The 26,185-nt window shown below is 74.1% G+C and carries 27 protein-coding genes; 22 read left to right on the forward strand and 5 right to left on the reverse strand.

The window, feature by feature from the left end:
• Positions 1-78 precede the first annotated feature (78 nt).
• Complete coding sequence (locus RF640_RS16245; RefSeq protein ID WP_035923925.1) at positions 79-690, forward strand: hypothetical protein; 612 nt, start codon at positions 79-81, stop codon at positions 688-690.
• On the opposite strand, the gene RF640_RS16250 is transcribed toward RF640_RS16245, so the two are convergent.
• Entirely contained in the window at positions 665-1,558 is an 894-nt protein-coding gene (locus RF640_RS16250; RefSeq protein WP_368828399.1) for an SDR family NAD(P)-dependent oxidoreductase, read from the reverse strand. The genes RF640_RS16245 and RF640_RS16250 overlap by 26 nt on opposite strands.
• Positions 1,559-1,704: 146 nt before the next feature.
• Here RF640_RS16250 and RF640_RS16255 point away from each other — a divergent pair, with 146 nt between their 5' ends.
• The gene (locus tag RF640_RS16255; RefSeq protein WP_144836100.1) at positions 1,705-2,403 is read left to right on the forward strand and encodes a type 1 glutamine amidotransferase domain-containing protein; all 699 of its coding nucleotides are present in this window, start codon (positions 1,705-1,707) and stop codon (positions 2,401-2,403) included.
• A 43-nt stretch (positions 2,404-2,446) separates the two neighbouring features.
• On the opposite strand, the gene RF640_RS16260 is transcribed toward RF640_RS16255, so the two are convergent.
• The gene (locus RF640_RS16260; protein ID WP_017833806.1) at positions 2,447-2,650 is read right to left on the reverse strand and encodes a hypothetical protein; all 204 of its coding nucleotides are present in this window, start codon (positions 2,648-2,650) and stop codon (positions 2,447-2,449) included.
• Between the two features lie 186 nt (positions 2,651-2,836).
• Between RF640_RS16260 and RF640_RS16265 the strand changes: the two genes are divergently transcribed.
• Together RF640_RS16265 and RF640_RS16270 are read left to right on the forward strand one after the other, a co-directional pair.
• On the forward strand, positions 2,837-3,580 hold the full coding sequence (locus RF640_RS16265; RefSeq protein WP_035923923.1) for an MBL fold metallo-hydrolase: 744 nt from the start codon (positions 2,837-2,839) through the stop codon (positions 3,578-3,580).
• Between the two features lie 154 nt (positions 3,581-3,734).
• Positions 3,735-4,742, forward strand: coding sequence for an NAD(P)-dependent alcohol dehydrogenase (locus RF640_RS16270; RefSeq protein ID WP_017833808.1), 1,008 nt, complete (start codon positions 3,735-3,737; stop codon positions 4,740-4,742).
• A 42-nt stretch (positions 4,743-4,784) separates the two neighbouring features.
• Here RF640_RS16270 and RF640_RS16275 read toward each other — a convergent pair whose 3' ends face one another.
• Positions 4,785-5,963, reverse strand: coding sequence for a CAP domain-containing protein (locus RF640_RS16275; protein WP_031283166.1), 1,179 nt, complete (start codon positions 5,961-5,963; stop codon positions 4,785-4,787).
• A gap of 323 nt (positions 5,964-6,286) precedes the next feature.
• Here RF640_RS16275 and RF640_RS16280 point away from each other — a divergent pair, with 323 nt between their 5' ends.
• The 3 genes from RF640_RS16280 (at position 6,287) to RF640_RS16290 (ending at position 9,439) form a co-directional block, all read left to right on the forward strand.
• Entirely contained in the window at positions 6,287-6,721 is a 435-nt protein-coding gene (locus RF640_RS16280) for a hypothetical protein (RefSeq protein ID WP_035923921.1), read from the forward strand.
• A gap of 38 nt (positions 6,722-6,759) precedes the next feature.
• Positions 6,760-8,097 carry a M20/M25/M40 family metallo-hydrolase gene (locus tag RF640_RS16285; protein ID WP_017833811.1) on the forward strand — a complete coding sequence of 446 codons (1,338 nt, stop codon included), beginning with the start codon at positions 6,760-6,762 and terminating at the stop codon, positions 8,095-8,097.
• A gap of 79 nt (positions 8,098-8,176) precedes the next feature.
• On the forward strand, positions 8,177-9,439 hold the full coding sequence (locus RF640_RS16290; RefSeq protein ID WP_368828401.1) for an acyl-CoA dehydrogenase family protein: 1,263 nt from the start codon (positions 8,177-8,179) through the stop codon (positions 9,437-9,439).
• Between the two features lie 28 nt (positions 9,440-9,467).
• On the opposite strand, the gene RF640_RS16295 is transcribed toward RF640_RS16290, so the two are convergent.
• Complete coding sequence (locus RF640_RS16295) at positions 9,468-9,701, reverse strand: DUF5703 family protein (protein ID WP_017833500.1); 234 nt, start codon at positions 9,699-9,701, stop codon at positions 9,468-9,470.
• Positions 9,702-9,741: 40 nt separating this feature from the next.
• Here RF640_RS16295 and RF640_RS16300 point away from each other — a divergent pair, with 40 nt between their 5' ends.
• From RF640_RS16300 to mshC, 3 genes are all read left to right on the forward strand, one after another.
• A complete protein-coding gene (locus RF640_RS16300) occupies positions 9,742-10,101 on the forward strand; it encodes a primosomal protein (RefSeq protein WP_158279224.1) in 360 nt (119 codons plus the stop codon).
• Positions 10,102-10,212: 111 nt separating this feature from the next.
• Positions 10,213-11,043: an undecaprenyl-diphosphate phosphatase gene (locus RF640_RS16305; protein WP_017833502.1), complete on the forward strand. Its 831-nt coding sequence runs from the start codon at positions 10,213-10,215 to the stop codon at positions 11,041-11,043.
• Between the two features lie 97 nt (positions 11,044-11,140).
• Positions 11,141-12,424 (forward strand): cysteine--1-D-myo-inosityl 2-amino-2-deoxy-alpha-D-glucopyranoside ligase, encoded by a 1,284-nt coding sequence (mshC, locus tag RF640_RS16310; protein WP_109222717.1) that lies wholly within the window; start codon positions 11,141-11,143, stop codon positions 12,422-12,424.
• A 130-nt stretch (positions 12,425-12,554) separates the two neighbouring features.
• Here the strand turns inward: mshC and RF640_RS16315 are convergent, their stop codons facing one another.
• Complete coding sequence (locus RF640_RS16315; protein WP_229586465.1) at positions 12,555-13,400, reverse strand: PAC2 family protein; 846 nt, start codon at positions 13,398-13,400, stop codon at positions 12,555-12,557.
• A 138-nt stretch (positions 13,401-13,538) separates the two neighbouring features.
• On the opposite strand from RF640_RS16315, the gene RF640_RS16320 reads away from it, so the two are divergent.
• From RF640_RS16320 to tatA, 12 genes are all read left to right on the forward strand, one after another.
• Positions 13,539-14,249, forward strand: a complete 711-nt coding sequence (locus RF640_RS16320; RefSeq protein ID WP_017833505.1) for an HAD family phosphatase — start codon at positions 13,539-13,541, stop codon at positions 14,247-14,249.
• On the forward strand, positions 14,246-15,379 hold the full coding sequence (locus RF640_RS16325) for a site-2 protease family protein (protein ID WP_017833506.1): 1,134 nt from the start codon (positions 14,246-14,248) through the stop codon (positions 15,377-15,379). The genes RF640_RS16320 and RF640_RS16325 overlap by 4 nt, the downstream gene beginning before the upstream one ends.
• 125 nt (positions 15,380-15,504) lie before the next feature.
• Entirely contained in the window at positions 15,505-16,632 is a 1,128-nt protein-coding gene (locus RF640_RS16330; RefSeq protein WP_017833507.1) for a tRNA (adenine-N1)-methyltransferase, read from the forward strand.
• 74 nt (positions 16,633-16,706) lie between these two features.
• Complete coding sequence (gene arc, locus RF640_RS16335; RefSeq protein ID WP_249033823.1) at positions 16,707-18,431, forward strand: proteasome ATPase; 1,725 nt, start codon at positions 16,707-16,709, stop codon at positions 18,429-18,431.
• Positions 18,428-20,065, forward strand: coding sequence for a depupylase/deamidase Dop (dop, locus tag RF640_RS16340; RefSeq protein ID WP_109222714.1), 1,638 nt, complete (start codon positions 18,428-18,430; stop codon positions 20,063-20,065). Before arc ends, dop begins: the two co-directional genes overlap by 4 nt.
• A 35-nt stretch (positions 20,066-20,100) precedes the next feature.
• A complete protein-coding gene (locus RF640_RS16345; protein WP_109222713.1) occupies positions 20,101-20,310 on the forward strand; it encodes a ubiquitin-like protein Pup in 210 nt (69 codons plus the stop codon).
• A gap of 5 nt (positions 20,311-20,315) precedes the next feature.
• Positions 20,316-21,761, forward strand: a complete 1,446-nt coding sequence (gene pafA / locus RF640_RS16350) for a Pup--protein ligase (RefSeq protein WP_109222712.1) — start codon at positions 20,316-20,318, stop codon at positions 21,759-21,761.
• Positions 21,762-21,885: 124 nt separating this feature from the next.
• Positions 21,886-22,845: an FKBP-type peptidyl-prolyl cis-trans isomerase gene (locus RF640_RS16355; RefSeq protein WP_109222711.1), complete on the forward strand. Its 960-nt coding sequence runs from the start codon at positions 21,886-21,888 to the stop codon at positions 22,843-22,845.
• Positions 22,846-22,935: 90 nt separating this feature from the next.
• On the forward strand, positions 22,936-23,331 hold the full coding sequence (locus RF640_RS16360) for an FKBP-type peptidyl-prolyl cis-trans isomerase (protein ID WP_017833513.1): 396 nt from the start codon (positions 22,936-22,938) through the stop codon (positions 23,329-23,331).
• Between the two features lie 11 nt (positions 23,332-23,342).
• Complete coding sequence (locus tag RF640_RS16365) at positions 23,343-25,418, forward strand: YafY family protein (protein WP_017833514.1); 2,076 nt, start codon at positions 23,343-23,345, stop codon at positions 25,416-25,418.
• A gap of 23 nt (positions 25,419-25,441) precedes the next feature.
• Positions 25,442-25,810, forward strand: a complete 369-nt coding sequence (locus RF640_RS16370; RefSeq protein ID WP_017833515.1) for a hypothetical protein — start codon at positions 25,442-25,444, stop codon at positions 25,808-25,810.
• A complete protein-coding gene (gene tatA / locus RF640_RS16375) occupies positions 25,803-26,111 on the forward strand; it encodes a Sec-independent protein translocase subunit TatA (RefSeq protein ID WP_017833516.1) in 309 nt (102 codons plus the stop codon). The genes RF640_RS16370 and tatA overlap by 8 nt, the downstream gene beginning before the upstream one ends.
• Positions 26,112-26,185 lie beyond the last annotated feature (74 nt).

Here is a 26,185-nt window from a genome sequence, read left to right on the forward strand (position 1 = left end):
GCGGGTGGTGCCCGGTGCGCCGTCGTGCCCCCGTCCGTACGCTGGACCACGTCGGCGCACGACCGGAGGAGACCCGTCATGGCCCAGGAACCGGACCCCCGCCCGCGGCTGATCGGGCTGCACGGGCGCAAGCAGTCGGGCAAGGACACGTGCGGCGACCGCCTCGTGGTCGCGCACGGCTACGCACGGGTGGCCTTCGCGGACCCGCTGCGGCTGTTCCTCACCGAGCTGGACCCCCTCGTGGGCGTCCGGGACGGCCGGCTCGTGCGGCTCGCCACGGTGCTGGCGGAGGCCGGCGGGGACTGGGGTCTGCTCAAGGACGAGGTGCGGGACCCGGTGCACCGGGAGATCCGGACGCTGCTGCAGAAGGTCGGCAACGAGGCCGGCAAGGCCGTCTTCGGGGAGACGGTGTGGGCGGACCGCGGGCTGGAGACCGCCCGCCGGCTGGGCGGGCCGGTCGTGTTCACGGACGTGCGCTTCGACGTCGAGGCAGAGGCCATCACGGCCGCGGGGGGCCGGGTGGTGCACGTGGTGCGCCCCGGGGCTCCCGCCCCGGACGACCCGCACCCCTCGGAGGCCGGCATCGACCCGCGCTGGATCACCGCCGTCCTCGTCAACGATGGGACGGTCGAGCAGCTCTGGGCGAAGGTCGACGCGCTGGCGCTCAGCCGGCCGGGTGCCCCGGGGTGAGCCCCACCAGCTCGGCGCTGCGCCGCCACAGGGCGTCCGCGAGCGCGACGTCGGCCGCGCGGGACGGGGCACGGGCGGGCCGCCTCTTCTCGAAGTAGCCCCCGGGGCGCCAGTCCTCGCCGGCGACGCCCTCCGCCAGCCACACCAGGGTCTCCGCGCCCCGTTCCGGGGTGATCAGGAGCCGGCGGCCCAGACGGGTGCGATACAGGAACCGCAGGGGGGTGGTGGTGCCCGAGGCGAAGTTCGTCGCGACGCCCCCGGGGTGGAACGCCGCGGCGGCGAGGCCGTGCGGCCCGTGCCGGCGGTCGAGACCGCGGGTGAAGAGGATGTTGGCGAGCTTCGTGTCCCCGTAGGCCCCCTGCGGGGACCAGCGCCGGTCGTCGACGAGGACCTCCGGCGAGAGCCGGCCGATGCGGGCCGCCACGCTGGACGTGCTGAGCACCGCCGCGCCGTCCGCCACGAGCCGGTCGAGCAGCAGGTGGGTGAGCAGGAAGGGCGCCAGGTGATTGACCTGCCACGTCATCTCGTGCCCGTCGGGCGTCAGCTCGCGGCGGTCGAAGATCCCGCCGGCGTTGTTGACCAGCACGTCGATCCGCGGCACGGACTCCTGCAGCTCCCGGGCGAGCCGGCGCACGTCGTCGAGCCGCGCGAAGTCCGCGGTGAAGTGCTGGAGCCCGAGGGGCCCGGCCACCGCCGCGGTCTTCGCGCCCGATCGCCCGACGACGACGACGTCGTGGCCCCGCCCCGCCAGCTCGCGGGCGGCGGCGGCCCCGATGCCGTCGCTCGCGCCGGTGATCACGACCGTGCGCCGCCCCCTGCGCCGGTGGGCGTGCTGCTCGCGGTGCTGGTCCTCGTCGTGCTGGTCCATGGTGGCCTCCTCGGTCGAGCCGGAATCCCGGTCAGCATAGCGACGCACCCTGGGCCGCCGGACGGAATAAGCGCGCGGGCGGAGCCGTTGCGGCACGCACGACGGAAAACACCCGGACAGGCACCACAGCTGAGGAGCTGACCATCATGGCCCGTGTTCTGATGATCGTCTCGGCGGCCGACTCCCTCACCATGCGGGACGGCACCGAGCACCCCACCGGCTTCTGGGCGGAGGAGCTCGTCGTCGCCCACCGGGCGCTGCGCCGGGCCGGGCACACCGTCGACATCGCCACCCCCGGCGGTCGCCGGCCCACCGTGGACCGGGTCAGCCTCTCCCCGGACGTCACCGGGGGCCAGGAGCGGGCCGACGAGTTCCGCACCTACCTGGAGGAGATCGCCGCCGAGCTCGCCGCCCCCCGCGTCCTCGCCGAGGTCGACGAGCACGACTACGACGCCGTGGTCCTGCCCGGCGGCCACGGTCCCATGGCGGACCTCGTCCACGACCCCTCGCTCGGCCGGATCCTGGCCTCCTCGGACCGGACCGGCCGGCTCATCGCCCCGTTCTGCCACGGCCCGGCAGCCCTGCTCAGCGCCCAGGACGACGGGACCTTCCTCTTCGCGGGCCGCCGGCTGACCGCCTTCACCAACGAGGAGGAGCTCGGCGGCGGCACCGGGGAGAACACCCCCTGGTTCCTGGAGACCGTGCTCCGGGAGAAGGGGGCCGTCGTGGAGACCGGCCCCGCGTGGTCCAGCCACGTCATCCGCGACGCCAACCTGATCACCGGCCAGAACCCCCAGTCCAGCCAGGCCGTCGCCGACGTCCTCGTGGAGGCGCTCGCCGAGTGACCCCCGGCCGCAGAGGCACCGGCGGCGGTGGGAGCCGCCGGGCTCAGGCGCTGACGGGCGTCCTCCCGGCCAGGGCGAGGCCGCGGGCGGCGACCACCGCGTCCCGGAACTCCGGGAACGTGCGACGGACGGCGTGCCCGCCGCCGGCCGGGACGAAGGTCATGGCCCACCGGTTCCGGCGGAGCCGGTGGAAGGGCACGGCGACGATCTCCACGGAGGGCAGGGCATCGGGACGCTGAGCGTTCACAGCGGGACCTTTCGGGGGGTTCAGGTCGGGGGAGGGCGGGGCCTGCTCCGGGCGGACCGGGGGATCCGCGGACCGGGGCCCTGCGTGGGGCCCATGGTACCGGGCGCGCCGCCCGGCGGGGCGGTCGCCTGGCCGGTGTCGGCGCCCGGCAGGTATGATCAGCACACTGATCGAGTGAGGAGACCCATGTTCACCCCCGAAGTGGCCGACGGCGTCCACCGCATCACCCACGCCCACGTCAACTGCTACCTGGTCGAGGACGAGGACGGCGTCACGCTCGTGGACGCCGGCCTGCCGAGCATGTGGCCCATGCTGCTGGCGGGACTCGAGGAGCGCGGGCGGCGCCCCGACGAGGTCAGGGCGCTGGTGCTCACGCACGCGCACTTCGACCACGTGGGCTTCGCCCGGCGGGCGCAGGAGGAGTGGCGGCTGCCGGTGCACGGGCACCCTGCGGACGCGCGGCTGGCCGCCCACCCGTACCGGTACCGGCCCGAGCGCAACCGGTTCCTCTACCCCTTCACCCACCCGCGGTCCCTGCCGCTGCTCGGCCGCATGGCGGCGGCCGGGGCCCTCGCGGTCCGGGGCGTGCGGGAGCTGCGCCCGCTCGAGGCCGGGGCCGTCCTGCCTGTCCCGGGCCGGCCGGTGGTCGTCCACACCCCCGGCCACACGGACGGGCACTGCGTCCTGGACCTGCCCGGCCGGGGGACCGTGCTCAGCGGTGACGCGCTCGTGACGCTGGACCCCTACACCGGCCGGCGCGGCCCGCAGATCGTCGCCGGGGCCGCGACCCACGACTCCGCCGTGGCCCTCGCCTCCCTCGACGCGGTGGCCGCCACCGGGGCGCGCACCGTGCTGCCCGGTCACGGGGAGCGGTGGACGCAGGGCGCCGAGGCCGCGGCCCGGCACGCCCGCGCGGTGGGCGCCCACTGAGCGAGCCCGGCAGGGTCCGCGGATCGGGCCGGGAGCGGCCGTGGCCGTCGCGACCCCGCCCCACCGGGCATCCGAAGCGTGCTGATGACACTCCCGGGGGCGGCGGCTATCGTGGGCGGCGACCGACGACCCCACAGCGCCTGGAGGACCACCCGTGAAGCAACTGACCGTCTCCGCCCCCGGCGGCCTGGACCGGCTCGAGCTCGGGGAGGCCCCCGACCCGGGCGCGCCGGGCCCCGGCGAGGTCCGCGTCCGCGTGCACGCCAGCTCCCTGAACTACCACGACTACCTCGTGGTCTCCGGCGGGACGCGGACCGAGGACGGGAGGATCCCGCTGGCGGACGGCGCGGGCGTCGTCGAGGCCGTGGGGGAGGGCGTCGACGACCTCGCGGAGGGCGACGCCGTGGTCTCCTGCTTCTTCCCGCTCTGGCAGGACGGACCCCCCGTGGACGGGAACTTCCGGCGCGTCCCGGGAGACGGGCTCGACGGCTACGCCCGGGAGGCGGTGGTGCGTCCCGCCACGTGGTTCACGCGCGCCCCGGCCGGGTGGTCCCACGCCGAGGCCGCGACCATCACCACGGCCGGCGTCACCGCCTGGCGGGCGCTCGTGGTGGACGGCGGGCTCCGTGCGGGGGACGTGGTCCTGGCCCTGGGCACCGGCGGCGTCTCGGTCTACGCCACGCAGCTCGCCAAGGCCGTGGGCGCCACCGTGGTGGTCACGTCCTCCTCCGACGAGAAGCTCGAGCGCGTCCGGCGGCTCGGCGCGGACCACGTCATCAACTACCGCGAGACCCCCGAGTGGGGCCGCGCCGTCCAGGAGCTCACGGACGGGCGCGGCGCCGACCACGTGATCGAGGTCGGCGGCCCGGGCACCCTGGCGCAGTCGATCCGCGCCGTGCGGGTCGGCGGCCACATCTCCCTGATCGGCGTGCTCACCGGGGCGGCGGGCGACGTCCCCACGGCGCTGCTCATGGCGCGCCAGGCGCGCCTCCAAGGACTGCTGGTGGGCAGCCGCCGGGACCAGGCCGACTTCGTGCGCGCGCTCGAGGCGACCGGGCTGCGGCCGGTGATCGACCGCCGCCGCCCCCTCGCCGAGGCCGCCGACGCGTTCCGGGAGATGGAGTCGGCCCGGCACTTCGGCAAGATCGTGCTCGAGCACTGAGCCCGGCCGGTGCCCCGGGGGGCGCGCCCCGGGGCACCCGGGTCACCAGCCGGTGACCCACACCTGACCGGTGGCCGGGGACCAGTTCACCCTGTACCCGTTCGAGAAGCGCTGGTAGACGGTGGCCCCGGTGCGGATCTCGTCGGTGACCGGGTAGCCGTAGCCCCGCTCGAAGCCGGCGGCCTTCCAGGCGCGGCCGATGGCGCCGGTCTCGTGCACCGCACGCGCGCCGTGGGCCCGGGTCCACAGCACCTTGGTGAGCGCCCCGTCCCGGGAGAAGACCTGGTAGGAGGACCCGTCGGCCAGCCGGCGCTCCTCCGTGGTCGGGAAGCCGTAGCCGTTCTCCCGCCCCCCGGCCACGAACTTCTGGCCGATGACCGTGGCGTTCTCCACCCGGTGGGCGCCCGTGGCCGGGCTCCAGTACAGGGTGGACTTGCGCCCGTTCAGGGAGAACTCCTGGTAGACGCCTCCGGCGCGCAGCCCGCCGCGCTCCGCCGTCACGGGCTGACCGACGACCGCGGCGCCGCCCAGGGCGTGGTACTTCGCGCCGATGGCGCCGGCCACGCCGTAGCCTGCCGGGGGCTGGACGGGCGTCGACGTCTCGTAGGTGTAGGCCGGGGCCCCGTTCACGCGCGTAGAGGCGTCCGCGGGCGCGCCGCCGTTGGCGTACCCGTAGAGGTTGACGGTGGAGAGCACCTGCCAGGGCTGCCCGGAGTTCTCGAGCCGGCCGTCCGCGTAGGTGAGGCCGATGCCGATCACCTCGTGGCGCGGGTCCTTGATCGCCTTGTCGTGGGCGGCCGAGGACTTCCACCACGCCACCAGGGCGCGCACGTCCCGGTGGTGCTCCAGGGCGATCACCTCGTTGGCGCTGGTCCAGGGCCCGGTGCGCGGATCGGTGAGGAAGGTGGTGCTGTGCGAGAACTTCTCCTCGACGATCTGCCGGTCGGACTCCTTCTGCACCACCTGGGACAGCGTGGCGGAGTACTTGAGCGGCTTCACGCCGAGGGACTCGCGGTAGCGGTTGATCTCGTCGAGGATCAGCTGGGCGTCGGCCTGACGCGTGGCGGCGTCCACCGCGACGATGTCCTGCGCGGCGGCGTGGGCCGCCGGACCGGCCAGCAGCGAGGTGCCGGCGAGCGTGGTGACGCCGATGCCGGCGGAGAGGGCCAGAGCGGCCATGCGGCCGTGACGGCGCGCGGGGGCGCAGCGATGTTTCGCCATGGGTGCTTCTGCTTCCTGGTCTGTCTGCACGCACGGAGGAACTGGGGGGTTCCGTGCGGCGGGGGGCTATCGTCGTCCGGCCGGACGACGAGACAGATTGGGCTGGGGAAGGCGCCCAGGGAAAGGCTAGGGAATTCCCATTGCAAATAGGAAGTGTGTGAAATTGTTTCGTCTATCACAGGAGAATAACGACGACATCACGGAATGAACCGGACGGCCGGAATTCCCGTGGTTATGGTGAGCGGTTCACACCCCGTCCGCGCGGCGAACGCACCGGTGCCGGTGACGATAGGCTGGGAGCGCACGCCCGGAGAAGGAGCCCGATGACCGTCCACGCCACCCGCGCCACCGGCGTCCGGGCCCCGTTGCGGCTGTGCCTCGTCCTCGCCGCCGCCGTCGGCCTGACCGGGTGCGGCCCCGACCTCGGGACGCCCGAGGGCACCACCCGGGCGTTCGTCGACGCGATGGCCGAGCGCGACTGGGACGGCGCCTGCGAGCTGCTGTCCCACGACTTCGTGCACCGGGTCACGGAGGGCAGCTCCCAGTACTGCGGGGTCCACCTCGAGCGGTGGCACCCGGACACCTCCCGCTACGAGACGCTCGCCGTCCAGGGCGAGGCCGTCGAGACCGCCGAGGGGTACCGGCTGGAGGTCGCCCCCGAGGACGCTCCCGGGGAGACTGAGGAGGTCGTCGTGGTCGAGGAGTCCGGACGCCTCGTGCTGCTGAGCTACCCCGGCCGCGACACCGCCGTCCGCTGAACCCCACCCGCCCACCAGGAACCCCAGGAAGGACCGCCATGACCGATCCTCAGACCGTTCCCGCCGCGGCGGCCGCGGCGTCGTCGCCCGAGGGCGAGACCGTCGAGATCTGCCGCAACCTCATCCGCATCGACACCTCCAACTACGGCAGCGGCGACGCCAAGGGGGAGCGGCGGGCCGCCGAGTACGTGGCCGGGCTGATCGAGGAGGTCGGTCTCGCCACGACCGTCCTGGAGTCGGCGCCCGGCCGCGCCAACGTCTTCGCCCGGATCGAGGGCACCGACCCCTCCGCCGACGCCCTGCTGGTGCACGGCCACCTGGACGTGGTGCCCGCGATCGCCGCGGACTGGTCCGTGGACCCGTTCGGGGGCGAGATCCGGGACGGCATGATCTGGGGCCGCGGTGCCGTGGACATGAAGGACATGGACGCCATGATGATCTCGGTCCTGCGCCACATGGTGCGCACCGGGGACCGGCCGCGGCGGGACATCGTCTTCGGCTTCTTCGCCGACGAGGAGGCCGGCATGGTGTACGGCTCGCACTGGATCGCGGAGCACCACCGCGGTCTCTTCGACGGCGTCACCGACGCCATCAGCGAGGTCGGCGGGTACTCGGCCACCATCGGCGGCCGGCGGGCCTACCTGCTGCAGACGGCGGAGAAGGGCCTCATGTGGTTGCGTCTCAACGCGCAGGGCACGGCCGGGCACGGCTCCCAGATCAACGACGACAACCCGGTCACCCGGCTCTCGAGGGCGCTGGCCAACATCGGCGAGCACCAGTGGCCCGTGGAGCTCACCAAGACCACCCGGGCGTTCCTGGACTCGGTCACCGAGCTGACGGGCGTGGAGTTCGACCCCCAGAACCCCCAGCGGCTGCTCGCCGAGCTCGGCTCCGTGGCACGGTTCGTGGGCGCGACACTGCAGACCACCGCGAACCCGACGATGCTCGAGGCGGGCTACAAGGTCAACGTCATCCCCGGCTCCGCCCAGGCGGGGCTGGACGTGCGCTATCTGCCGGGCCAGCGCGAGATCGTGCTGGCGAAGCTCGCGGAGCTCGCCGGGGACGGGGTGTCCTTCGAGTTCGAGTCGGACGACATCGCCCTCGAGGTGCCGTTCTCCGGCACCGTGGTCGACGCCATGGTCGACGCGCTGCACGCCGAGGACCCCGAGGCGGTCGTGCTGCCGTACATGCTCTCCGGCGGGACGGACAACAAGTCCCTGGACCCGCTCGGCATCACCGGCTACGGGTTCGTGCCGCTGCGCCTGCCCGACGAGCTCGACTTCCCGTCCATGTTCCACGGCGTGGACGAGCGCGTGCCCACGGACTCCCTGGAGTTCGGCTCCCGCGTGCTGCACCGGCTGCTGACCCGGTACTGACCGGCCACCGGCCCCTCCCACCCCGGTCCGCCCGACCGCCGGAGCACCCACGACCCCGACGACCGCCGACAGGAGCGAGATGCACCCCGCCACCGGACCGCAGCCCGCGACCGCACGACCCGCACCCGCACCCGCACCTGCGGGAGCCGAGGCCCCCGAGGACCGGGCGGCCGGCGACCTGGTGCCCGAGACCCTGCTCCCGGACGACCTGCTGGCGACGTTCCGCGAGCGCGCCGCCGGCTACGACCGGGAGAACCGGTTCTTCGACGAGGACTTCGCGGACCTGGTGCGGATCGGCTATCCGCTGATGCTGGTGCCGCGGGACCGGGGCGGCCTCGGGTTCACGCTGCAGCAGGCGGTCGCCGCGCAGCGGCGGCTCGCCGCGGCCGCCCCCGCCACGGCGCTGGGCATCAACATGCACCACGTCCTGGTGGGCGTGGCGCACACCCTGCGCCTGCGCGGGGACGCCCGGGCCGAGCGGATCTTCGAGCTGGCCGCGGCCGGGGAGATCTTCGCCTTCGGCATCTCCGAGGCGGGCAACGACTCCGTGCTCTTCGACTCCGACACCACCGCGGTGGCCGTGGCGGACGGCTACCGGATCACGGGCACGAAGATCTTCACCTCGCTGTCCCCCGTGTGGACCCGGCTGATCGTCCACGCCCGCGACGACGCCGAGGAGGGCACGCCGCTGGTCTTCGGCCTCCTGGACCGGGCGGCGGAGGGCATCGAGGTCCTCGACGACTGGGACACCATGGGCATGCGGGCCTCACAGTCCCGGACCACGGTGCTGCGCTCGGTGCCGATGCCCGCGGAGCAGGTGCTCACCCGCACCCCGGTGGGCCCGAACCCGGACCCCGTGGTGTGGGGCGTCTTCGGCTGCTTCGAGCTGCTGCTGGCCGCCGTCTACACCGGGATCGCGGACCGTGCGGTGGAGCTGGCCGTGGAGATCGCCGGCACCCGGCGGTCCCGCGGCGGGGGAGCGCCCCGCGCCGAGCGCCCCGACGTCCGCCGACGGATCGCCGAGGCCGCCCTGCTGCGGGACGGGGTGGAGCTGCAGCTGCTCCGGCTGACCGCGGACGTGGACGCCCTCGGCACCGCCGGCGCCCCGGACCACGGCCCCCGCTGGTTCCTGCTGTTCTCCGGGGTCAAGCACCGGGCCACCGAGGCGGCCCGCGGGGTCGTCGACCTCGCGATGCGCAGCTCGGGAGGGGCCCAGTACTCCCGGGGCGGGGAGCTGGAACGGCTGTACCGGGACGTGCTCGCCGGGATCTACCACCCGTCCGACGACGAGTCCGTGCACGCGGCCGTGGCCAAGGCTCTGCTGGGCCCGATCGGGGGCTGAGCCCCGCCGGCGGGGACGGGTCCCGGGCTCAGACGGTGCGCTCCACGCGCATCACCCGGCGGCGCAGCCAGTACTTGCGGGTCCCGCCGTAGAGCAGCACGGAACGGGTCAGCTCCCACTTGCCGTACTCGGCGTGCTCGCTGATCCGGGCCCGCGCGTCGCCGAGCGGTTCGTGCGGCGCCACGGTCAGCAGGAGGTACTCGTAGCGCTGGTCGGCGTCCCTCGTGAGGGTGGCCGAGCTGGTCCGGACTTGTTCTCTCATCGGTCCCCATTCTGCACGGAATAGCGCTAACGTCTACTCCATGAGCAATGACCCTCGTGCCGCGTTGCAGGCCCTCGTGAGCGCCTTCGAAGAACACCTCGTCGCCGCGTCCAACCGGCGCAGCGACGACGACCCGGCCGTCGACGGCGCCTACATCGCCATCGCCGACGCCTTCGACGCCTACGAGGAGGCGCTCTACGACGCCTACGACGAGGTCACCCCGCTGACCGTCTTCGCGGAGGAGGACGACTCGGACGACGACTCCGACGACGAGGACGAGGACGACTCGGAGGACGACGAGGAGCTCCTGGAGGACAACGAGATGCTCGACGAGGACCTCGTCGACGAGGAGGACTACGAGGACCTCGACGACGCCGACGGGGCGCGCTCCGCCCGCTGAGCCCCGTCCCCCGCACCGCACCCGCAGGAACGGCCCGCACGGCGGGCCGTTCCTGCCGCGTCCGGGCCTGTCCCGCCGTCCCCGGCGCGGAGCGTGCCGTAGGGTGGCCGGGTGAATTGGATCGAAACCATCATTCTCGGCCTCGTCCAGGGCCTGACCGAGTTCCTCCCCGTGTCCTCCTCGGCGCACCTGCGCATCGTGGGCGAGCTGCTGCCCAACAGCGCCGACCCCGGCGCCGCGTTCACGGCCATCACGCAGCTGGGCACCGAGACCGCCGTGATCATCTACTTCTGGCGGGACATCGTCCGGATCCTCAAGCAGTGGACCCTGTCCCTGGTGGGCCGCGTGGAGCGCTCGGACCCCGACGCCCGGATGGGGTGGCTGATCATCCTGGGCTCCCTGCCCATCGGCGTGCTCGGGCTGCTGCTGGAGGACTACATCGACACGGAGTTCCGCTCCCTGTGGATCACGGCCACGATGCTGGTGGTCTTCGGTGTGATCCTTGCGGTCGCGGACCGGGTGGGCCGGCAGGCCCGGCACCTGGACGACCTCACCGTCAAGCACGGCGTGCTCTTCGGGCTGGCGCAGGCGCTGGCCCTGATCCCGGGGGTCTCGCGGTCCGGCGGCACGATCACGGCGGGACTGCTGATGGGCTACACGCGCGAGGCCGCGGCCCGCTACGCGTTCCTGCTGGCCATCCCCGCGGTGTTCGCCTCGGGACTGTACAAGCTGGCGCAGTCCGTGGGACAGCCGCAGGCGGGGCCCTACGGCATGACCGAGACCCTCGTGGCCACGGGCATCGCGTTCGTGGTGGCGTACGTGATCATCGGCTGGTTCATGCACTACATCTCCAACCGCAGCTACACGATCTTCGTGTGGTACCGCATCGCCCTGGGCCTGGCCATCTTCGTGCTCCTGGGCCTCGGGGTGATCAGCGCCTGAGCCCTGCGTCACCTCCGGATCGGGGGCGGCGGCCGGTCCGGTAGGTTGGGTGAGGCCCCGCGGCCGTCGTCCGATCCCCGAACCACCCGAGGTGAGCATGAAAGCCTGGTCCGCCCGACCCGTTCCCGACCTCCCTGGCGAGGCGGCCCTGCCCGTCGTGCAGGACACCCGGCTGCGGCGGCGGGTGGAGCTGCCCCGGCAGGAGCGGGCGAGCCTCTACGTGTGCGGGATCACCCCGTACGACGCCACCCACATGGGGCACGCCGCCACGTACGTGGCCTTCGACCTGCTGCACCGCGCCTGGCTGGACGCGGGGACCCCGGTGGACTACGTGCAGAACGTCACCGACGTGGACGACCCGCTGCTCGAGCGGGCCGCGGCCACCGGCGTGGACTGGCGTGACCTGGCCGCCGAGCAGACCGAGCTGTTCCGCACCGACATGAGCGCGCTCAACGTCCTCCCGCCCCAGCACTACGTGGGCGCGACCGAGGCCGTCGGCTGGATCGTGCCGGCCGTCGAGCGCCTCGTGGCCCGCGACCTCGCCTACCGGGTGGCGGGCCGGGACGGCGAGCCGGACGGTGACGTCTACTTCGACGTCGAGGCCGCGGGCGCGCTGCCCACCGACGACGACGACGCGTGGGTGCTCGGCGACGTCTCCCACCTGACCCCCGAGCAGATGCTGCCGCTGTTCGCCGAGCGCGGCGGGGACCCCGAGCGCCCGGGCAAGCGGCACCGGCTGGACCCGCTGCTGTGGCGCGCGGAGCGCCCCGGGGAGCCCGCCTGGGACGGCGCGTCGCTGGGCCCGGGTCGGCCCGGCTGGCACATCGAGTGCTCGCTCATCGCCCTGGAGCACCTGCCCGCCCCGTTCACCGTCCAGGGCGGCGGCTCGGACCTCGTCTTCCCGCACCACGAGATGGGCGCCGGCCACTGCTGGGCGCTGACCGGCAGGCCCATGGCCCGGCACTTCCTGCACACCGGGATGGTCGGCCTCGACGGGGAGAAGATGTCCAAGTCCAAGGGCAATCTGGTGCTCGTCTCCGCGCTGCGGGCCCAGGGGGTCGATCCCGCCGTGATCCGCACCGCGATCCTCGCCCACCGCTACACCGACGACTGGTTCTGGACCGACCTCGTGCTGGCCGGCGCCGTCGCCCGCGTGGACGCGTGGCGCCGCGCCCTGGCCGTGGCCCCGGAGGGCAGCGCGGCCCCGCTGCTGGAGGCCGTGCGCACCGCCCTGTCCGACGACCTGGACGCCCCCGCGGCGCTGGCGGCGCTGGACGCGTGGGCCGCCGACGCCCTGACCACCGGGACCCCGGGGTCCTGCGGGGCGGACGCCCGGCTGGTCCGGGACCTGGTGGACGCCCGGCTCGGCATCGAGCTCTGAGCCCGCCGGCGGGCCCGGTCCCGCCGGACGGCGCAGGAACGACACGGCGCAGGAACGACGGAGGGGCGGCACCCGGGACCGGGTGCCGCCCCTCCGTCGTCCGGTCCCCGTCACCGGGCGCCGGCGCCGCTCACTTCTCGTCGCGGCGGCGGCGCAGGTAGCGCTCGAACTCCTTGGCGATCGCGTCCCCGGTGGCCTCGGGCAGGTCCGTGGTGTCCTTGGCCTCCTCGAGCTGCTGGACGTAGGCGGCGATCTCGGGGTCGTCGGAGGCCAGCTCGTTGACCCCGCGCTCCCACGCCTCGGCGTCCTCGGCGATGGCGTCCAGGGGCAGGGTGATGCTGAGCAGCTCCTCGAGCTCCCGCAGCAGGGCCAGCTCGGCCTTCGGGGAGGGGGACTGCGCCACGTAGTGGGGCACCGCCGCCCACAGGCTGACCGTGGGGAACCCGCCCAGGGAGGCCATGTGGGAGAGCAGCCCCACGATCCCGGTGGGACCCTCGTACTGGGAGGAGTCGATGCCCAGCTCGTCCTGGAGCTCAGCGGTGTCCGAGGTCTTGGTCACCGGGATGGGCCGGGTGTGCGGCACGTCCGCGAGCAGCGCCCCGACCATCACCACGAAGTCGACGTCGAGCAGGGTCGCCTGCTCGAGCAGCTCCGCGGTGAAGGAGCGCCACCGGTAGGAGGGCTCCCAGCCGTGCAGCAGCACGAGGTCGAGGTTCGTGCCGGGCACGGTGGCGGTGGAGAGCCGGGTCGTGGGCCAGACGATCTTCACGTCGCCGGTCGCCCCGCGGCGCACGAGGGGCCGGGAGAACTGGTAGTCGTAGTAGTCGTCCGAGGTCACCTCGAAGACGTCCTTCGCCCCGTAGTGGGTGGCCAGGAACTGCACGGCGTCCGTGGCGGCGTCCCCGGCGTCGTTCCACCCCTCGAACGCGGCCACCAGCACGGTCACGCGCTCCTGGTCACCGTCCTCGCGGACCACGCCGAACGGCCCCGCCTGGGGGCGGGGGAACGTCTCGTCGAAGTTGTTGCTCACGGAACCCACACTACGCGCCGGGACATCGACGGCAAGAGGCCCCGGCACGAGGGGCCCCGTGTTGCGGCCACTACGATGGAGGCCATGTCCAGCCTCCCGTCCGCGTCCCCCGACGACCTCCTGCCCACCGCCGTGCTGTTCGACATGGACGGGACCCTGGTGGACACCGAGCCGTACTGGATCGAGGCCGAGATCGAGCTGGTCCGCTCCCACGGGGGCACCTGGACCGAGGCCGACGCCCTGGCCATGGTCGGCACCGGGCTGGAGGACGCCGCCGCCGTGTTCCAGCGCCAGGGGGTGCGCTTAGGTGTTCGGGAGATCGTGGACCGGCTCATCGGCCGGGTCGCGGCCCGCACCCGGGAGCGGGTCGTCTACAAGGAGGGGGCGCCGGAGCTGGTCGCCGCCCTGCGCGAGCGCGGCGTGCCCCTGGCCCTGGTCACCAGCAGCGAAGCGCCACTGGCCGAGGTCGTCCTCGACGCCTTCGGCGGCCCGGGCGTCTTCGACGTCGTCGTCACCGGCGACCTCGGCCACCCGGCGAAGCCGGCCCCCGACCCCTACCGGATCGGCGCCGCCGGTCTCGCCGAGCGCGCCGGCCGGCCGCTGGCGCGCGCCGGCATGGTGGCCGTCGAGGACTCCCGCACGGGCATCCGCTCCGCGACCGCCGCGGGGATCTTCACCGTGGGCGTGCCCAACATGGTCCCGCTCGACGACGCCGGCGCCGACCTCGTGCTGCCGAGCCTCGCCGGCGTGGGCCCCGAGGACCTCGGCCGCATCGTGGCCGGGGCCCGCGCGTGAGCCGCCCCCGCAGCGAGGGCATCCCCCTGGGCCGGATCGGCGGGGTGCCCATCACGCTCTCCTGGTCGTGGTTCGTGATCGCCGCGGTCACCGTGCTCCTCTACACCCCCGTGCTGATGACCGCCTACCCGCGGCTCGGCGCGCTCAACTACGCCGCGTCCCTGGGCTTCGCCCTGACCCTGGCCCTGTCCGTGCTGCTGCACGAACTGGCCCACGCCTGGACGGGCCGGGCCTTCGGCTGGCCCACCGGCCGGATCGTGCTCAGCCTGCTCGGCGGCCACACCCACTTCGGGGACGTGCGCAGCACCCCGCTGGCCTCCGCCGCGGTCTCGCTGGCCGGACCGGCCGTGAACCTCGCGCTCGGCCTGGCCGGCTGGACGCTGCTGCGCACCGGGGAGCCGTCGCCCACGCTCGGCTGGGTGCTGCTCGACCTCACCACGTGGGCGAACCTCATCGTCGGCGTCTTCAACGTGCTGCCGGGCCTGCCCCTGGACGGCGGCAGGGTGGTGGAGGCCCTGGTCTGGGCGGTCACCGGCCGGGAGCACCACGGCACGGTGGTGGCCGCCTGGACGGGCCGGCTGCTCGCCGTGGGCCTCGTCGTCGGGGCCGGGGTCACGGGCCTGTGGAACCAGCCCGTCGCCCTCGTGCTCGTCGTCCTCATCGCCGGCTTCATGTGGCAGGGCGCCGGGGCGTCCCTGCGCGGGGCGGCGGTCCTGTCCCGCGTGCACGGCGTCAGCGCCGCCGCGCTGGCCGAGCCCGCCGTGGCGGTGCCGGAGGGCGCCTCCCTGGCCCACACCGACCGGCTGGTCACCGACCACCTCGCCCGCGCCGCCGCCCCGGGCGGCCCGGTCCCGCACGTGCTGGCCGTCTCCCCGGACCGGCAGGTCGTCGGTCTGCTCCTGCCGGCCGCGGCCGACGCCGTGCCCCCGGCCCGGCGGGCCGACACCCCGCTGACGTCCGTGCTCCAGCACCTGCCCGCCGACGCCGTGCTCGACGCCGGGCTGCGCGAGGAGTCCCTGCTGCGGGCCGTCGCCGCCCGGGAGTACCCCCACTACGTGGTGACGGGACCCGACGGCGCCCTCGTGGGCGTGCTGCGCACCGCCGCCCTCGAGCGCCTGCTCGCCGGCTGACGCCGGGCCCCGCCCCGGCCCCCCGCGCCGCGGTGACACAATGGGGGAGGACCCCCGGGCCTGCGGAGCCTCCGCCGGCCCCCGCACGACCAGACCAGACCACGCCCTGCCCCGAGAGTGAGCCGATGACCGGAACCGCTGACCACACCGCCGCCCCCGCCCCCGCGTCCCCGCGGGGCGCCGCCAACCGGCGCGGGCCCTTCCGGGCAGGGGAGCGCGTGCAGCTGACCGACGAGCGCGGCCGGATGAACACGGTCACGCTCGCGGACGACGGCGAGTTCCACTCCCACCGCGGCGTGCTCAGCCACGGCGAGCTCATCGGCCGCCCGGAGGGCACCGTGGTCGAGAACTCCGCCGGGTTCCGGTACCAGGCCCTGCGCCCGCTGCTCAAGGACTTCGTGCTGTCCATGCCGCGCGGCGCCGCGGTGGTCTACCCCAAGGACGCCGGCCAGATCGTCACGATGGCCGACATCTTCCCGGGCGCCCGGGTGGTCGAGGCCGGTGTCGGCTCCGGCGCGCTGTCCATCTCCCTGCTGCGCGCGGTGGGGGACGAGGGCCGGCTGCACTCCTTCGAACGGCGGGCGGAGTTCGCCGACATCGCCCGCGGCAACGTGGAGACCATGTTCGGCGGCCCGCACCCCGCGTGGCAGATCAGCATCGGGGACCTCGCCGAGGAGCTCGGCGAGCACGAGGCGCCCGGCTCCGTGGATCGCGTGGTCCTCGACATGCTCGCCCCGTGGGAGTGCCTCGACGCCGTGGCCACGGCCCTGACCCCCGGCGGGGTCGTCATGTGCTACGTCGCGACCGTCACCCAGCTCTCCCGCACCGCCGAGGCGATGCGCGCCGACGGCCGCTTCACCGAGCCCGACGCCTCCGAGACCATGGTCCGCGGCTGGCACGTCGAGGGCCTGGCCGTGCGCCCGGACCACCGCATGGTCGCCCACACCGGCTTCCTGCTCTCCGCCCGCCGGCTGGCCGACGGCTCCGAGCGGCTGGCGCCCAAGCGGCGGGCCTCCAAGTCCGAGTACAGCGAGGAGGACCTGCAGGCCTGGACCCCCGTGGCCCTCGGCGAGCGGGACGTCACCGACAAGAAGCTGCGCCGCGCCGGCCGCGACGCCCTGGGCCTGGCCGAGCGCGCCGCCGGCGCGACCCCGCCGGCCGACGCCCCCGCCCGGGCCACGACACCGGCGGCCGCTCCGGCGGACCCCGCACCCGACGCCGCGCCCGAGCAGCCCCACGAGGAGCGCCCGTGAACGAGACCTCCCCGCAGCAGACCACCGGACCGGCCGGCACCGGGCCGGCGGACGCCGAGCAGACCCGCCGGGCCCTGACGAACGCCCAGCGGCAGGTCAACATCCTGCGCGACCAGAAGCGCGCCCTCGACAAGCAGCTCGCCGCCGCCGGCACCCAGAACCAGAAGCTCGTCCGGCTCCTCGACGCGACCCGCACCGAGATCGCCCAGCTCAAGCGCGCCCTCGAGAACGACCTGGTCCCGCCCCTGAGCCAGGGCACCGTGCTGCAGGTCAACCCCGGGCGCACCCCGGTCGGCGAGCAGACGGGCAGCGGTCCCGCCGTCACCGACCGCACCCTCGACGTCCTCGTGGCCGGGCGCCGCATGCGCGTGGCCCTCAGCCCGCTCGTGAGCTTCGCCGCCTGCGAACCGGGCCGCCAGGTACTCCTCGACCAGAACTACACCGTCGGCGCCGTCCTCGAGTACGAGCAGACCGGCGAGATCGCCACCGTCAAGGAGATCGTCGACCACGACCGCGTCCTCACCGTGGGACGCTCCGACGAGGAGCGCGTCCTGCTGCTCTCCGGGCTCCTGCGCCGGAGCCGCCCGGAGATCGGCGACGCGGTCTCCATCGACCACCGCACCGGCTTCGCCCTCGAGCCCATCGAGCGCTCCGACGTCGAGCAGCTCGTCCTCGAGGAGGTCCCCGCCGTCTCTTACGACGACATCGGCGGCCTCGGCCCCCAGATCGAGCAGATCCGCGACGCCGTCGAGCTGCCCTTCGTGCACCCCGAGCTCTACCGCGAGCACGGGCTCACCCCGCCCAAGGGCATCCTGCTCTACGGGCCCCCGGGCAACGGCAAGACGCTCATCGCGAAGGCCGTGGCCCGCTCCCTCGCCGAGCGCGCCGCGGACCGCGCCGGGCGCGGGAAGGCCCTGGGCTACTTCCTCAACATCAAGGGCCCCGAGCTGCTGGACAAGTACGTGGGGGAGACCGAGCGCCAGATCCGCTCCATCTTCCTGCGCGCCCGCGAGCAGGCGGCCCGCGGCATCCCCGTGGTCGTGTTCTTCGACGAGATGGACTCCCTGTTCCGCACCCGCGGCTCCGGGCTGTCCTCGGACGTGGAGACCACCATCGTCCCGCAGCTGCTCACCGAGATCGACGGCGTGGAGCGCCTGGACAACGTCATCGTCATCGGCGCCACGAACCGCGAGGACATGATCGACCCCGCCGTGCTGCGCCCGGGCCGGCTCGACGTGAAGATCCGCATCGACCGCCCGGACGCCGAGGGCGCCGCCGAGATCCTGCGGCTCTACGTCACCGAGGACCTGCCGCTGCGCCAGGACGAGGTCGACGCCGCCGGCTCCCGCGCCGGGGCCGTCGCCGCCCTCGTGGACGCCGCCGTGGCCCGGATGTACGAGAAGAGCCCCGGCACCCGGTTCCTGCACCTGAGCTACCGGGACGGCACCGAGGAGACCCTCTACTTCAGCGACTTCACCTCCGGGGCGGTCATCCGCAACGTGGTGGACCGGGCCAAGAAGCAGGCCATCAAGGACCTGCTCACCACCGGGGTCCGCGGCCTGGGCCGCGACCACCTGGTCCGCGCGGTGGACGAGGAGTTCCACGAGCAGCAGGACCTGCCCAACACCTCCAACCCGGAGGACTGGGCCCGCATCTCGGGCCGCCGCGGCGACACCATCACCGACCTGCGCGTGGTCCTGCACCGCGACCCGCACCCGGCCGGCCCCGGCGGGCGCCACGCCCCGGCGCCGACCGGACCGACGCCGGCCGGGCCGGTCCCGGGGGAGGGGCCCGCGTGAGCGTCCGCCGCGTCATGGGCGCCGAGACCGAGTTCGGCGTGCTCGCCACCGGCAACCCGCACGCCAACGCCACCGTGCTCTCCAGTCAGGTGGTCACCACCTACGCCGCCCTCGTGCGGCGCCGCCTCGGCGCGTCCCGGACCGCCGCCGGGTGGGACTACCACGGCGAGACCCCCCTCGAGGACGCCCGCGGCTTCACCGTCCCCCGCGACCAGGCCGACCCCTCGCAGCTCACCGACGTCGCGCCCGTGCTCACGGCCGAGGAGGTCGCCGCCGAGGCCCTCCGGGAGATCGGGTCCCACGCCGAGTCCCTGGACTGGCGGCAGGTCGTGATGAACACCGTCCTGCCCAACGGCGCCCGCCTCTACGTGGACCACTCGCACCCCGAGTACTCCTCCCCGGAGGTCACCACCCCCCGCGACGCCGTCCTCTGGGACGCCGCCGGGGACCGGGTGGCCCTCGACGCGGTCCGGGCGATCGCCGCGAGCGCCGCCACGACCGGCCTCGACGTCGTGAACCTCTACAAGAACAACACCGACAACAAGTCCGTCTCCTACGGCGCCCACGAGAACTACCTCGTGCCCCGCGCCGTGCCCTTCGCCGCCCTCGCCGCCGGGCTGCTGCCCTTCTTCGCCTCCCGCCAGGTGGTGTGCGGCGCGGGTCGCGTCGGCATCGGGGACCGCGGCGGGCGCCCGGGCTTCCAGATCAGCCAGCGCGCCGACTTCTTCGAGCGCGAGGTCGGCCTCGAGACCACCGTCCACCGGCCCATCGTCAACACCCGCGACGAGCCCCACGCCGAGCGCACCCGCCACCGGCGCCTGCACGTCATCATCGGCGACGCCAACCTCTCCCACACGTCGAACCTGCTGAAGTTCGGCACCACCTCCCTGGTCCTCGGCCTGATCGAGGCCGGTGCCGCCCCGGACATCGCCCTCGCCGACCCGGTGGCCGCCCTGCAGGCGATCAGCCACGACCCGGGGCTGACCACCACCGTCCTGCTCCGGGACGGCCGGCGGCTCACGGGCGTCCAGCTGCAGCGGCTCTACCTCGAGGCCGCCCGGGCGCACGAGCACGCGACCGGTGGCCCCGACCCGGACACCCGCGAGGTGCTCGAGCTGTGGGCGGAGGTCCTCGACGCCCTCGAGACGGACCCCCTGTCCCTCGCGGACCGCCTGGACTGGGTCGCCAAGCACGCCCTGCTGCTGGGCTACCGCGAGCGCGACGGCCTGGCCTGGGACGACCCGCGCCTGACGCTGATCGACCTGCAGTACGCGGACGTGCGCCCGGAGAAGGGCCTGCACCACCGGCTGGTCGCGGCCGGCCGGATGCGCACCCTCTTCACCGCCGAGGAGGTGGAGCGCGCCGCCGGCCTGCCCCCCGCCGACACCCGGGCGTGGTTCCGCGGCCGGCTGATGACCCGCTTCCCCGACGACGTCCTCACGGCCAACTGGGACTCGGTCTCGCTCACCCTGCCCGGCGTCCGCCGCGGCGCGCGGATCGCGATGCCCGAGCCGCTCGAGCTGACCCGCGAGGACGTCGACCCCCTGCTGAGCGCGGCACCCGACACCGAGCACCTCGTCCGCGCCCTCGCCACCGCCCGACCCGCCCTCGTGCACACCGGCTCCCTCGGCTGAGCACCCCGACCACCATCCCCAGGAGGAACCCCGTCATGGCCCAGGAACGCATCTTCGGCACCGGCGCCCAGCGCCGCGAGGAGTCCGAGCTCCCCGAGCCCGGAGCCCCCGCCCCCACAGCACCCACCGCCCAGTCCCAGACCACCGCGACCAGCGCCGACGACCTGCTCGCCGAGATCGACGGCGTGCTCGAGTCCAACGCCGAGGAGTTCGTGAAGGGCTTCGTCCAGAAGGGCGGCCAGTAGCCCCCATGGACCGCAGGATCTACGGGGTCGAGACCGAGTTCGGCCTCACCCACAGCGCCCCGGGCGCCCGTCCGCTCAGCCCGGAGGAGGCCGCGCGCACCCTCTTCCGCCCCGTGGTGGCCTGGGGCCGGTCCTCGAACGTGTTCCTGCCCAACGGCGGGCGCCTCTACCTGGACGTGGGCTCCCACCCCGAGTACGCCACCGCGGAGTGCGCCACGCTCGAGGACCTCGTCGCCCAGGACAAGGCCGGCGAGCTGATCGTCGACGACCTCCGGCGGCAGGCCCAGGACGCCCTGGCGGAACAGGGGGTGGGCGGGCAGCTGTACCTGTTCAAGAACAACGTGGACTCGCGCGGCAACTCCTACGGCTCGCACGAGAACTACCTGATCGCCCGGCGCACCGAGTTCGCCCGGCTCGTGCAGATCCTCATCCCGTTCCTCGTCACCCGCCAGCTGCTCGTCGGCGCCGGCAGGGTGCACCCCGCCGGGCCCGAGGACTTCGGCGCCGTCCGGATGGGCGACGACGCCGGGACGCCCAGCTACTCGTTCTCCCAGCGCGCCGACCACATCTGGGAGGGCTCCTCCTCGGCCACGACGCGCTCCCGGCCCCTCATCAACACCCGGGACGAGCCGCACGCCGACGCCGAGCACTACCGCCGGCTGCACGTCATCGTGGGCGACTCGACGATGTCCCAGACCACCACGGCGCTGCGGATCGGGACCACCGACCTCGTGCTGCGGATGATCGAGGCCGGGCAGATCCTGCCCGACCGCACCATGGCGGACCCCGTCCGGTCCCTGCGGGAGGTCTCCCACGACCTCACCGGCACCCGCCCGGTCCTGCTCGCCGACGGCACCCGCCGCTCCGCCCTGGACCTGCAGCACGAGCACCTGGAGTCCGTGCGCCGGTTCGTGGACCGCGAGGGGGCCCACCACGACCGCGTGCCGTGGGTGCTCGACCTGTGGGAGCGGGCCCTGGACGCCGTGGCCCGCCAGGATACCTCGGCGATCGACACCGAGATCGACTGGGCGATCAAGAAGAAGCTCCTCGACGGCTACGCCGCCCGCGACGGCCTGGACCTCGCCGCGCCCCGGATGGCGCAGCTGGACCTCGCCTACCACGACACCGCCCCGGAGCGGGGGCTCTTCAACCTCCTGCAGCGCCGGGGACGGGCCGCGACCTTCGTCCCCGACGAGCGGGTCCAGGAGGCCGCCCGCACCCCGCCCGCCACGCGGGCCGCCGTGCGCGGCCGGTTCATCGAGGCGGTGCTCGCGTCCGGGCACGAGTACACCGTCGACTGGGTGCACCTGAAGGTCAACGACCGCGGCCGGCGCACGGTGCTGTGCAAGGACCCGTTCGCCGTGGCGCACCCGGAGGCCGACGCCCTGATCGCCGCCCTCGGCGAGCGCGACACCGCGGGGCGGGCCCACGGGGACGCCCCCGTGGTCTGAGCCGCGCCGCGGGGGCGCCCCGTCCAGTCAACGCCCAGCGCCCTGCACTAGGCTGGCCGCCGTCCCGGCCCGAGCCGTCCGACCCCACCGCCCCCACCCGGGCCGACCCCTGAGGAAGACACCCGTGCGAAAGACCCTGACCACCTCCGGCGCCGCCCTGTCCCTGGCGCTCGTCCTCACGGGCTGCTCCGGGCCCGGCGTCGACTCCGTGGAGCTCAGCAACGAGCCGGACGCGGGCACGGCCCCGTCCGTCACGTTCGAGACCCCGCTCAACGCCGAGGAGGCCGGGGCGAAGGAGCTGCGCGAGGGCGACGGGGAGGAGCTCGCCGAGGGCGACACCATCCTCCTGCAGGCGGCGCTCTTCAAGGGCTCCGACGGCACGTCCATCGGCGAGACCTACTCCCGCGGCGCCGGCCAGGTGCTCCAGCTCGAGCAGGGCCTCCAGGAGTCGATCCCGGAGATGTACGACGCGCTCGTGGGCGCCAAGGAGGGCGCGATCATCGCCTACTCCTCCCCGGAGACCTCCGGGGCCGCCGGCGACGAGTCGACCTCCGTGGAGGTCTACGAGGTCGTCCGGAAGATCCCCACCGAGATCGAGGGGGACATGCAGGACAGCCCCCGGGGCCTGCCGGAGATCACCGAGAACGACGAGGGCGTGCCGGCCGTGGCGAAGCCGGAGGGCAGGGCCCCGAAGAAGCTCGTCTCCGAGTACCTCATCGAGGGCGACGGCGAGGAGGTCGCCGAGGGCGACACCGTCATCGCGAACTACGTGGGCGTCAAGTGGTCCGACGGCGAGACCTTCGACTCCTCCTACGAGAACGGCGCCCCCGCGTCCTTCCCGCTCGACAACGTCATCGAGGGCTGGCAGGAGGGCCTCGAGGGCAAGAAGGAGGGCTCCCGCGTGATCCTCTCCGTGCCCGTCGGCCAGGCCTACGGCACGGAGAAGGACCTGGGCGAGGACTCCGACTACCCGGCCGGCAGCCTGCTCTTCGTCGTCGACATCCTGGCGGCCGTGGACACCCCCGAGGCCCCGGCCGAGGACGAGGCCTCCGCCTCGCCGTCCCCCTCCGCGACCGAGGAGTAGCCCCCGGTCGGCTAAGGTGGCCCGGTGGGCCCTCGAGGCCCCTCCGATCCCGACGACCACCCGTCGACGACCCGACGAACAGGAGCACCCATGTCCTTCGGAGAGCGCAAGCTCGACCGCAGCAAGCCCGAGATCGACTTCCCCGAGGGGGAGGCCCCGACCGAGCTCGTCAGCACCGACCTCGTGGAGGGCACCGGCGCCGAGGCGACCCCCGGCAAGCAGATCTCCTGCCACTACGTGGGCGTGACGTTCTCCGCCGGCGAGGAGTTCGACGCCTCCTGGAACCGCGGCCAGCCCCTCGACTTCACCGTGGGCATCGGCCAGGTCATCGAGGGCTGGGACAAGGGCCTGCTGGGCATGAAGGTCGGCGGCCGCCGCCGGCTGGAGATCCCTGCGGACCAGGCCTACGGCTCCAGGGGCGCCGGCGGGGTCATCGGCCCGGACGAGGCCCTGATCTTCGTGGTGGACCTCCTGGACGTGCGCTGAGGACCCACCGGATGGCAGCCCGATCGACGGAGCGGCTCCTCAACCTGCTCATCGCCCTGGTCTCCCGCGAACGCGGGTACACCCGCGCCGAGCTCCGGGAGGCCGTTCCGTCGTACGCGGAGTCCGCGTCCGACGAGGCGTTCGAGCGCATGTTCGAGCGCGACAAGGCGGAGCTGCGCGACCTCGGCTACCCCATCGAGGAGGTCTCCGAGGACCCCCTGTTCCCGGACGACACGCACGGCCACCGCTACCGGATCCCGCGCGGGTCCTTCACGCTGCCGCCGCTGCAGTTCACGGCGGAGGAGTCCGCGGTGCTCGCCCTGGCGGCCAACGCCTGGACGGACGCCTCCCTCGGGGAGCTCGCCCGCCGGGCCCTGCGCAAGCTCGAGCCCGCCATCGGCGGTCTGCCGGAGGACGACGCCCCGCCGCTGCTGCAGCCCACCCTCACCGCCCACGAGCCGTCCTTCGAGCCGCTGCTCTCGGCCGTGGTGCGACACCGCGAGGTCCGCTTCGACTACCTCGCCCGCAGCACCGACCAGCTCACCACCCGGCGGCTGCGGCCGTGGGGCATCGGCTCCCGCTACGGCAACTGGTACGTGGTCGGCTGGGACCTGGACCGCAAGGACTCCCGCACGTTCCGGCTGTCGCGGATCATGTCCGACGTCACGGTCACCCGCAAGGAGTTCGACCCGCCCGAGGGCTTCTCCATGAACGAGTCCCTGTCCCAGATGGTCTCCCACGCCCCCGCGCGCACCGTGGAGGTGCTGGCCCGGCCCGGCCACGCGCACATGCTGCGCCGGATGGCCGCCCGGCAGGAGCCCGGCGTCGGCGCCGGGGACGGCGTGGACCGGTGGGACCGGCTGCACATCCCCTTCGCGGAGACCGAGATCCTCGCCGAGGAGATCGCCGCGGCGGGCCCCGGCGTCGTCGTGCCCCGCGACGGGGACGGCACCGCCCCCACCATGCAGGCCGAGGTGCGCGCCGCGGTGGTGCGCCGGCTGCGGAGCGCCGAGTCCGCCGTGGCACGGTTCCGCGGCGTGCAGGTCGACTGGAACAACAAGTCCCGCAAGGGCACGCGCAACAAGCTCTCCACCGCGGACCACCTCTCGCGGCTGCTCGAGATCGTCCGCTGGGTCTACGCCCACCAGGGCGCGGAGCTCGAGGAGACCGCCCGCCGGTTCGGGATCACCGACCAGGAGCTGATCGCGGACCTCAACACCCTGTTCGTGTGCGGCAAGCCCGGGCACATGCCGGACCAGCTCATCGACGCGTCCTGGGACGACGGCCACGTCTACCTGTCCAACGCGGACGAGCTCTCCGACCCCGTGCGGCTCACGCAGCCGGAGGCCTCCGCGCTGCTCGTGGGCCTGCAGACGCTGCGCACCGTGCCCGGCGGGGACTCCGAGGCGGTCGCGTCCACGATCGCGAAGGTCGCCGGCGCCGCGGGGGACGCCGGGGTGCTCGCCAACGCGGTGGGCGCCCGCCCCATCACGGACACGCCCGCGCCCGCCCTCGCCGACGTCATGTCCGCGGTGCGCCGCGCCGTGGAGCAGCGCCGCCGGATCCGGATCGGCTACGTGGTCCCGTCCCGCGACGAGCTCACCGAGCGGGTCGTGGACCCGGTCCAGGTGTTCTCCTCCAACACCCACTGGTACGTGCGCGCCTGGTGCCTCGGCTCCGAGGGGATGCGCAACTTCCGGCTGGACCGGATCTCCGCCGTCGAGGACGCCGGGCCGGCGGGGGAGCGCCCCGCCGCCCAGGAGGCCGCCGCCGCGTCCCCGCCCGCCCCCGGCACCCCGGACACCGTGGAGGTCGTGCTCGTCACCGACCGGCGCAGCCGGTGGATCGCCGACCAGTACCACGCCACTCGCACGGCCGTGGTCCGGGTCCCCGGCGGGGCCCGCACCGGGCCGGCGGCCGACCACGAGGCCGCGCTCATCGGGTTCCAGACGGCCGAGGCCGTGTGCGCGCTCGTCACCCGCTACGGCGGCCAGCTCGCGGTCATCGGACCCGACGACGTCGTGGCGCAGGTGGAACTCTGGGTGAACTCTGCGCTCGGCGCCTACGGGGCGTCCGAGCCGGCCTGATCCGCCCGCCTATACTGGAGGGCATGCTCTGGTGGTCCTGGGTCCTGCTGTGGACGGTCCTCGTCCTGCTCGGCGCGGCGTTCCTCGGACTGATGCTGTGGCGGCTGGTGAAGACCTTCTTCGTCCTGCTCCGGGACACCGAGACGGTGGCCGGGGAGTTCGCCCAGCGGTGGGACGACGCGGCCGCCGGGGTGCAGCGCCCTGTCCGGGCCGCCCCGGACCCGGCCCTGTTCACACCGGTGGGGCAAGCCGTGGCCGACTACCGGGTCGGCCGTGACCAACGAGAAACCGCCCGTCTGAGACGCCGCATCGAGCGCAAGGACCGGATGGGCCAGCCGCAGCGGATCAGCGACCTCCGCCGGGCTGAACGGAAAGGAATGTTCCATGGGTAGGCTCTTCGACAGCCCCTTCATGATCCTGATCATCCTGCTGGTGATCCTGCTGCTGTTCGGCGCGCCCAAGCTCCCGGGCATGGCCCGCAGCCTCGGCCAGTCGCTGCGCATCTTCAAGTCCGAGGTCAAGGAGATGAAGAAGGACGACCAGCCGGACGGCTCGGACGTGGTCATCGACGGCAAGGCCGTGGCGCCCGGCCGGGACGGCAGCACCGACCGTGACCCCGGTGCCACCGGCACCGCCTCCGGCACGGACACCCCGCGCGACCCCGAGCAGCACCCCGGCCGCCCTCCGGCCTGACCCCTCGTCCCCTCTCCCGGCGTCCGCCGCCGCCCCGATCCGCCGCACCGGCCGGTCCGCGCCCCCGCCCGGGG

The organism is Kocuria sp. CPCC 205231, from assembly GCF_040980965.1.
Taxonomy (GTDB): domain Bacteria; phylum Actinomycetota; class Actinomycetes; order Actinomycetales; family Micrococcaceae; genus Kocuria; species Kocuria rosea.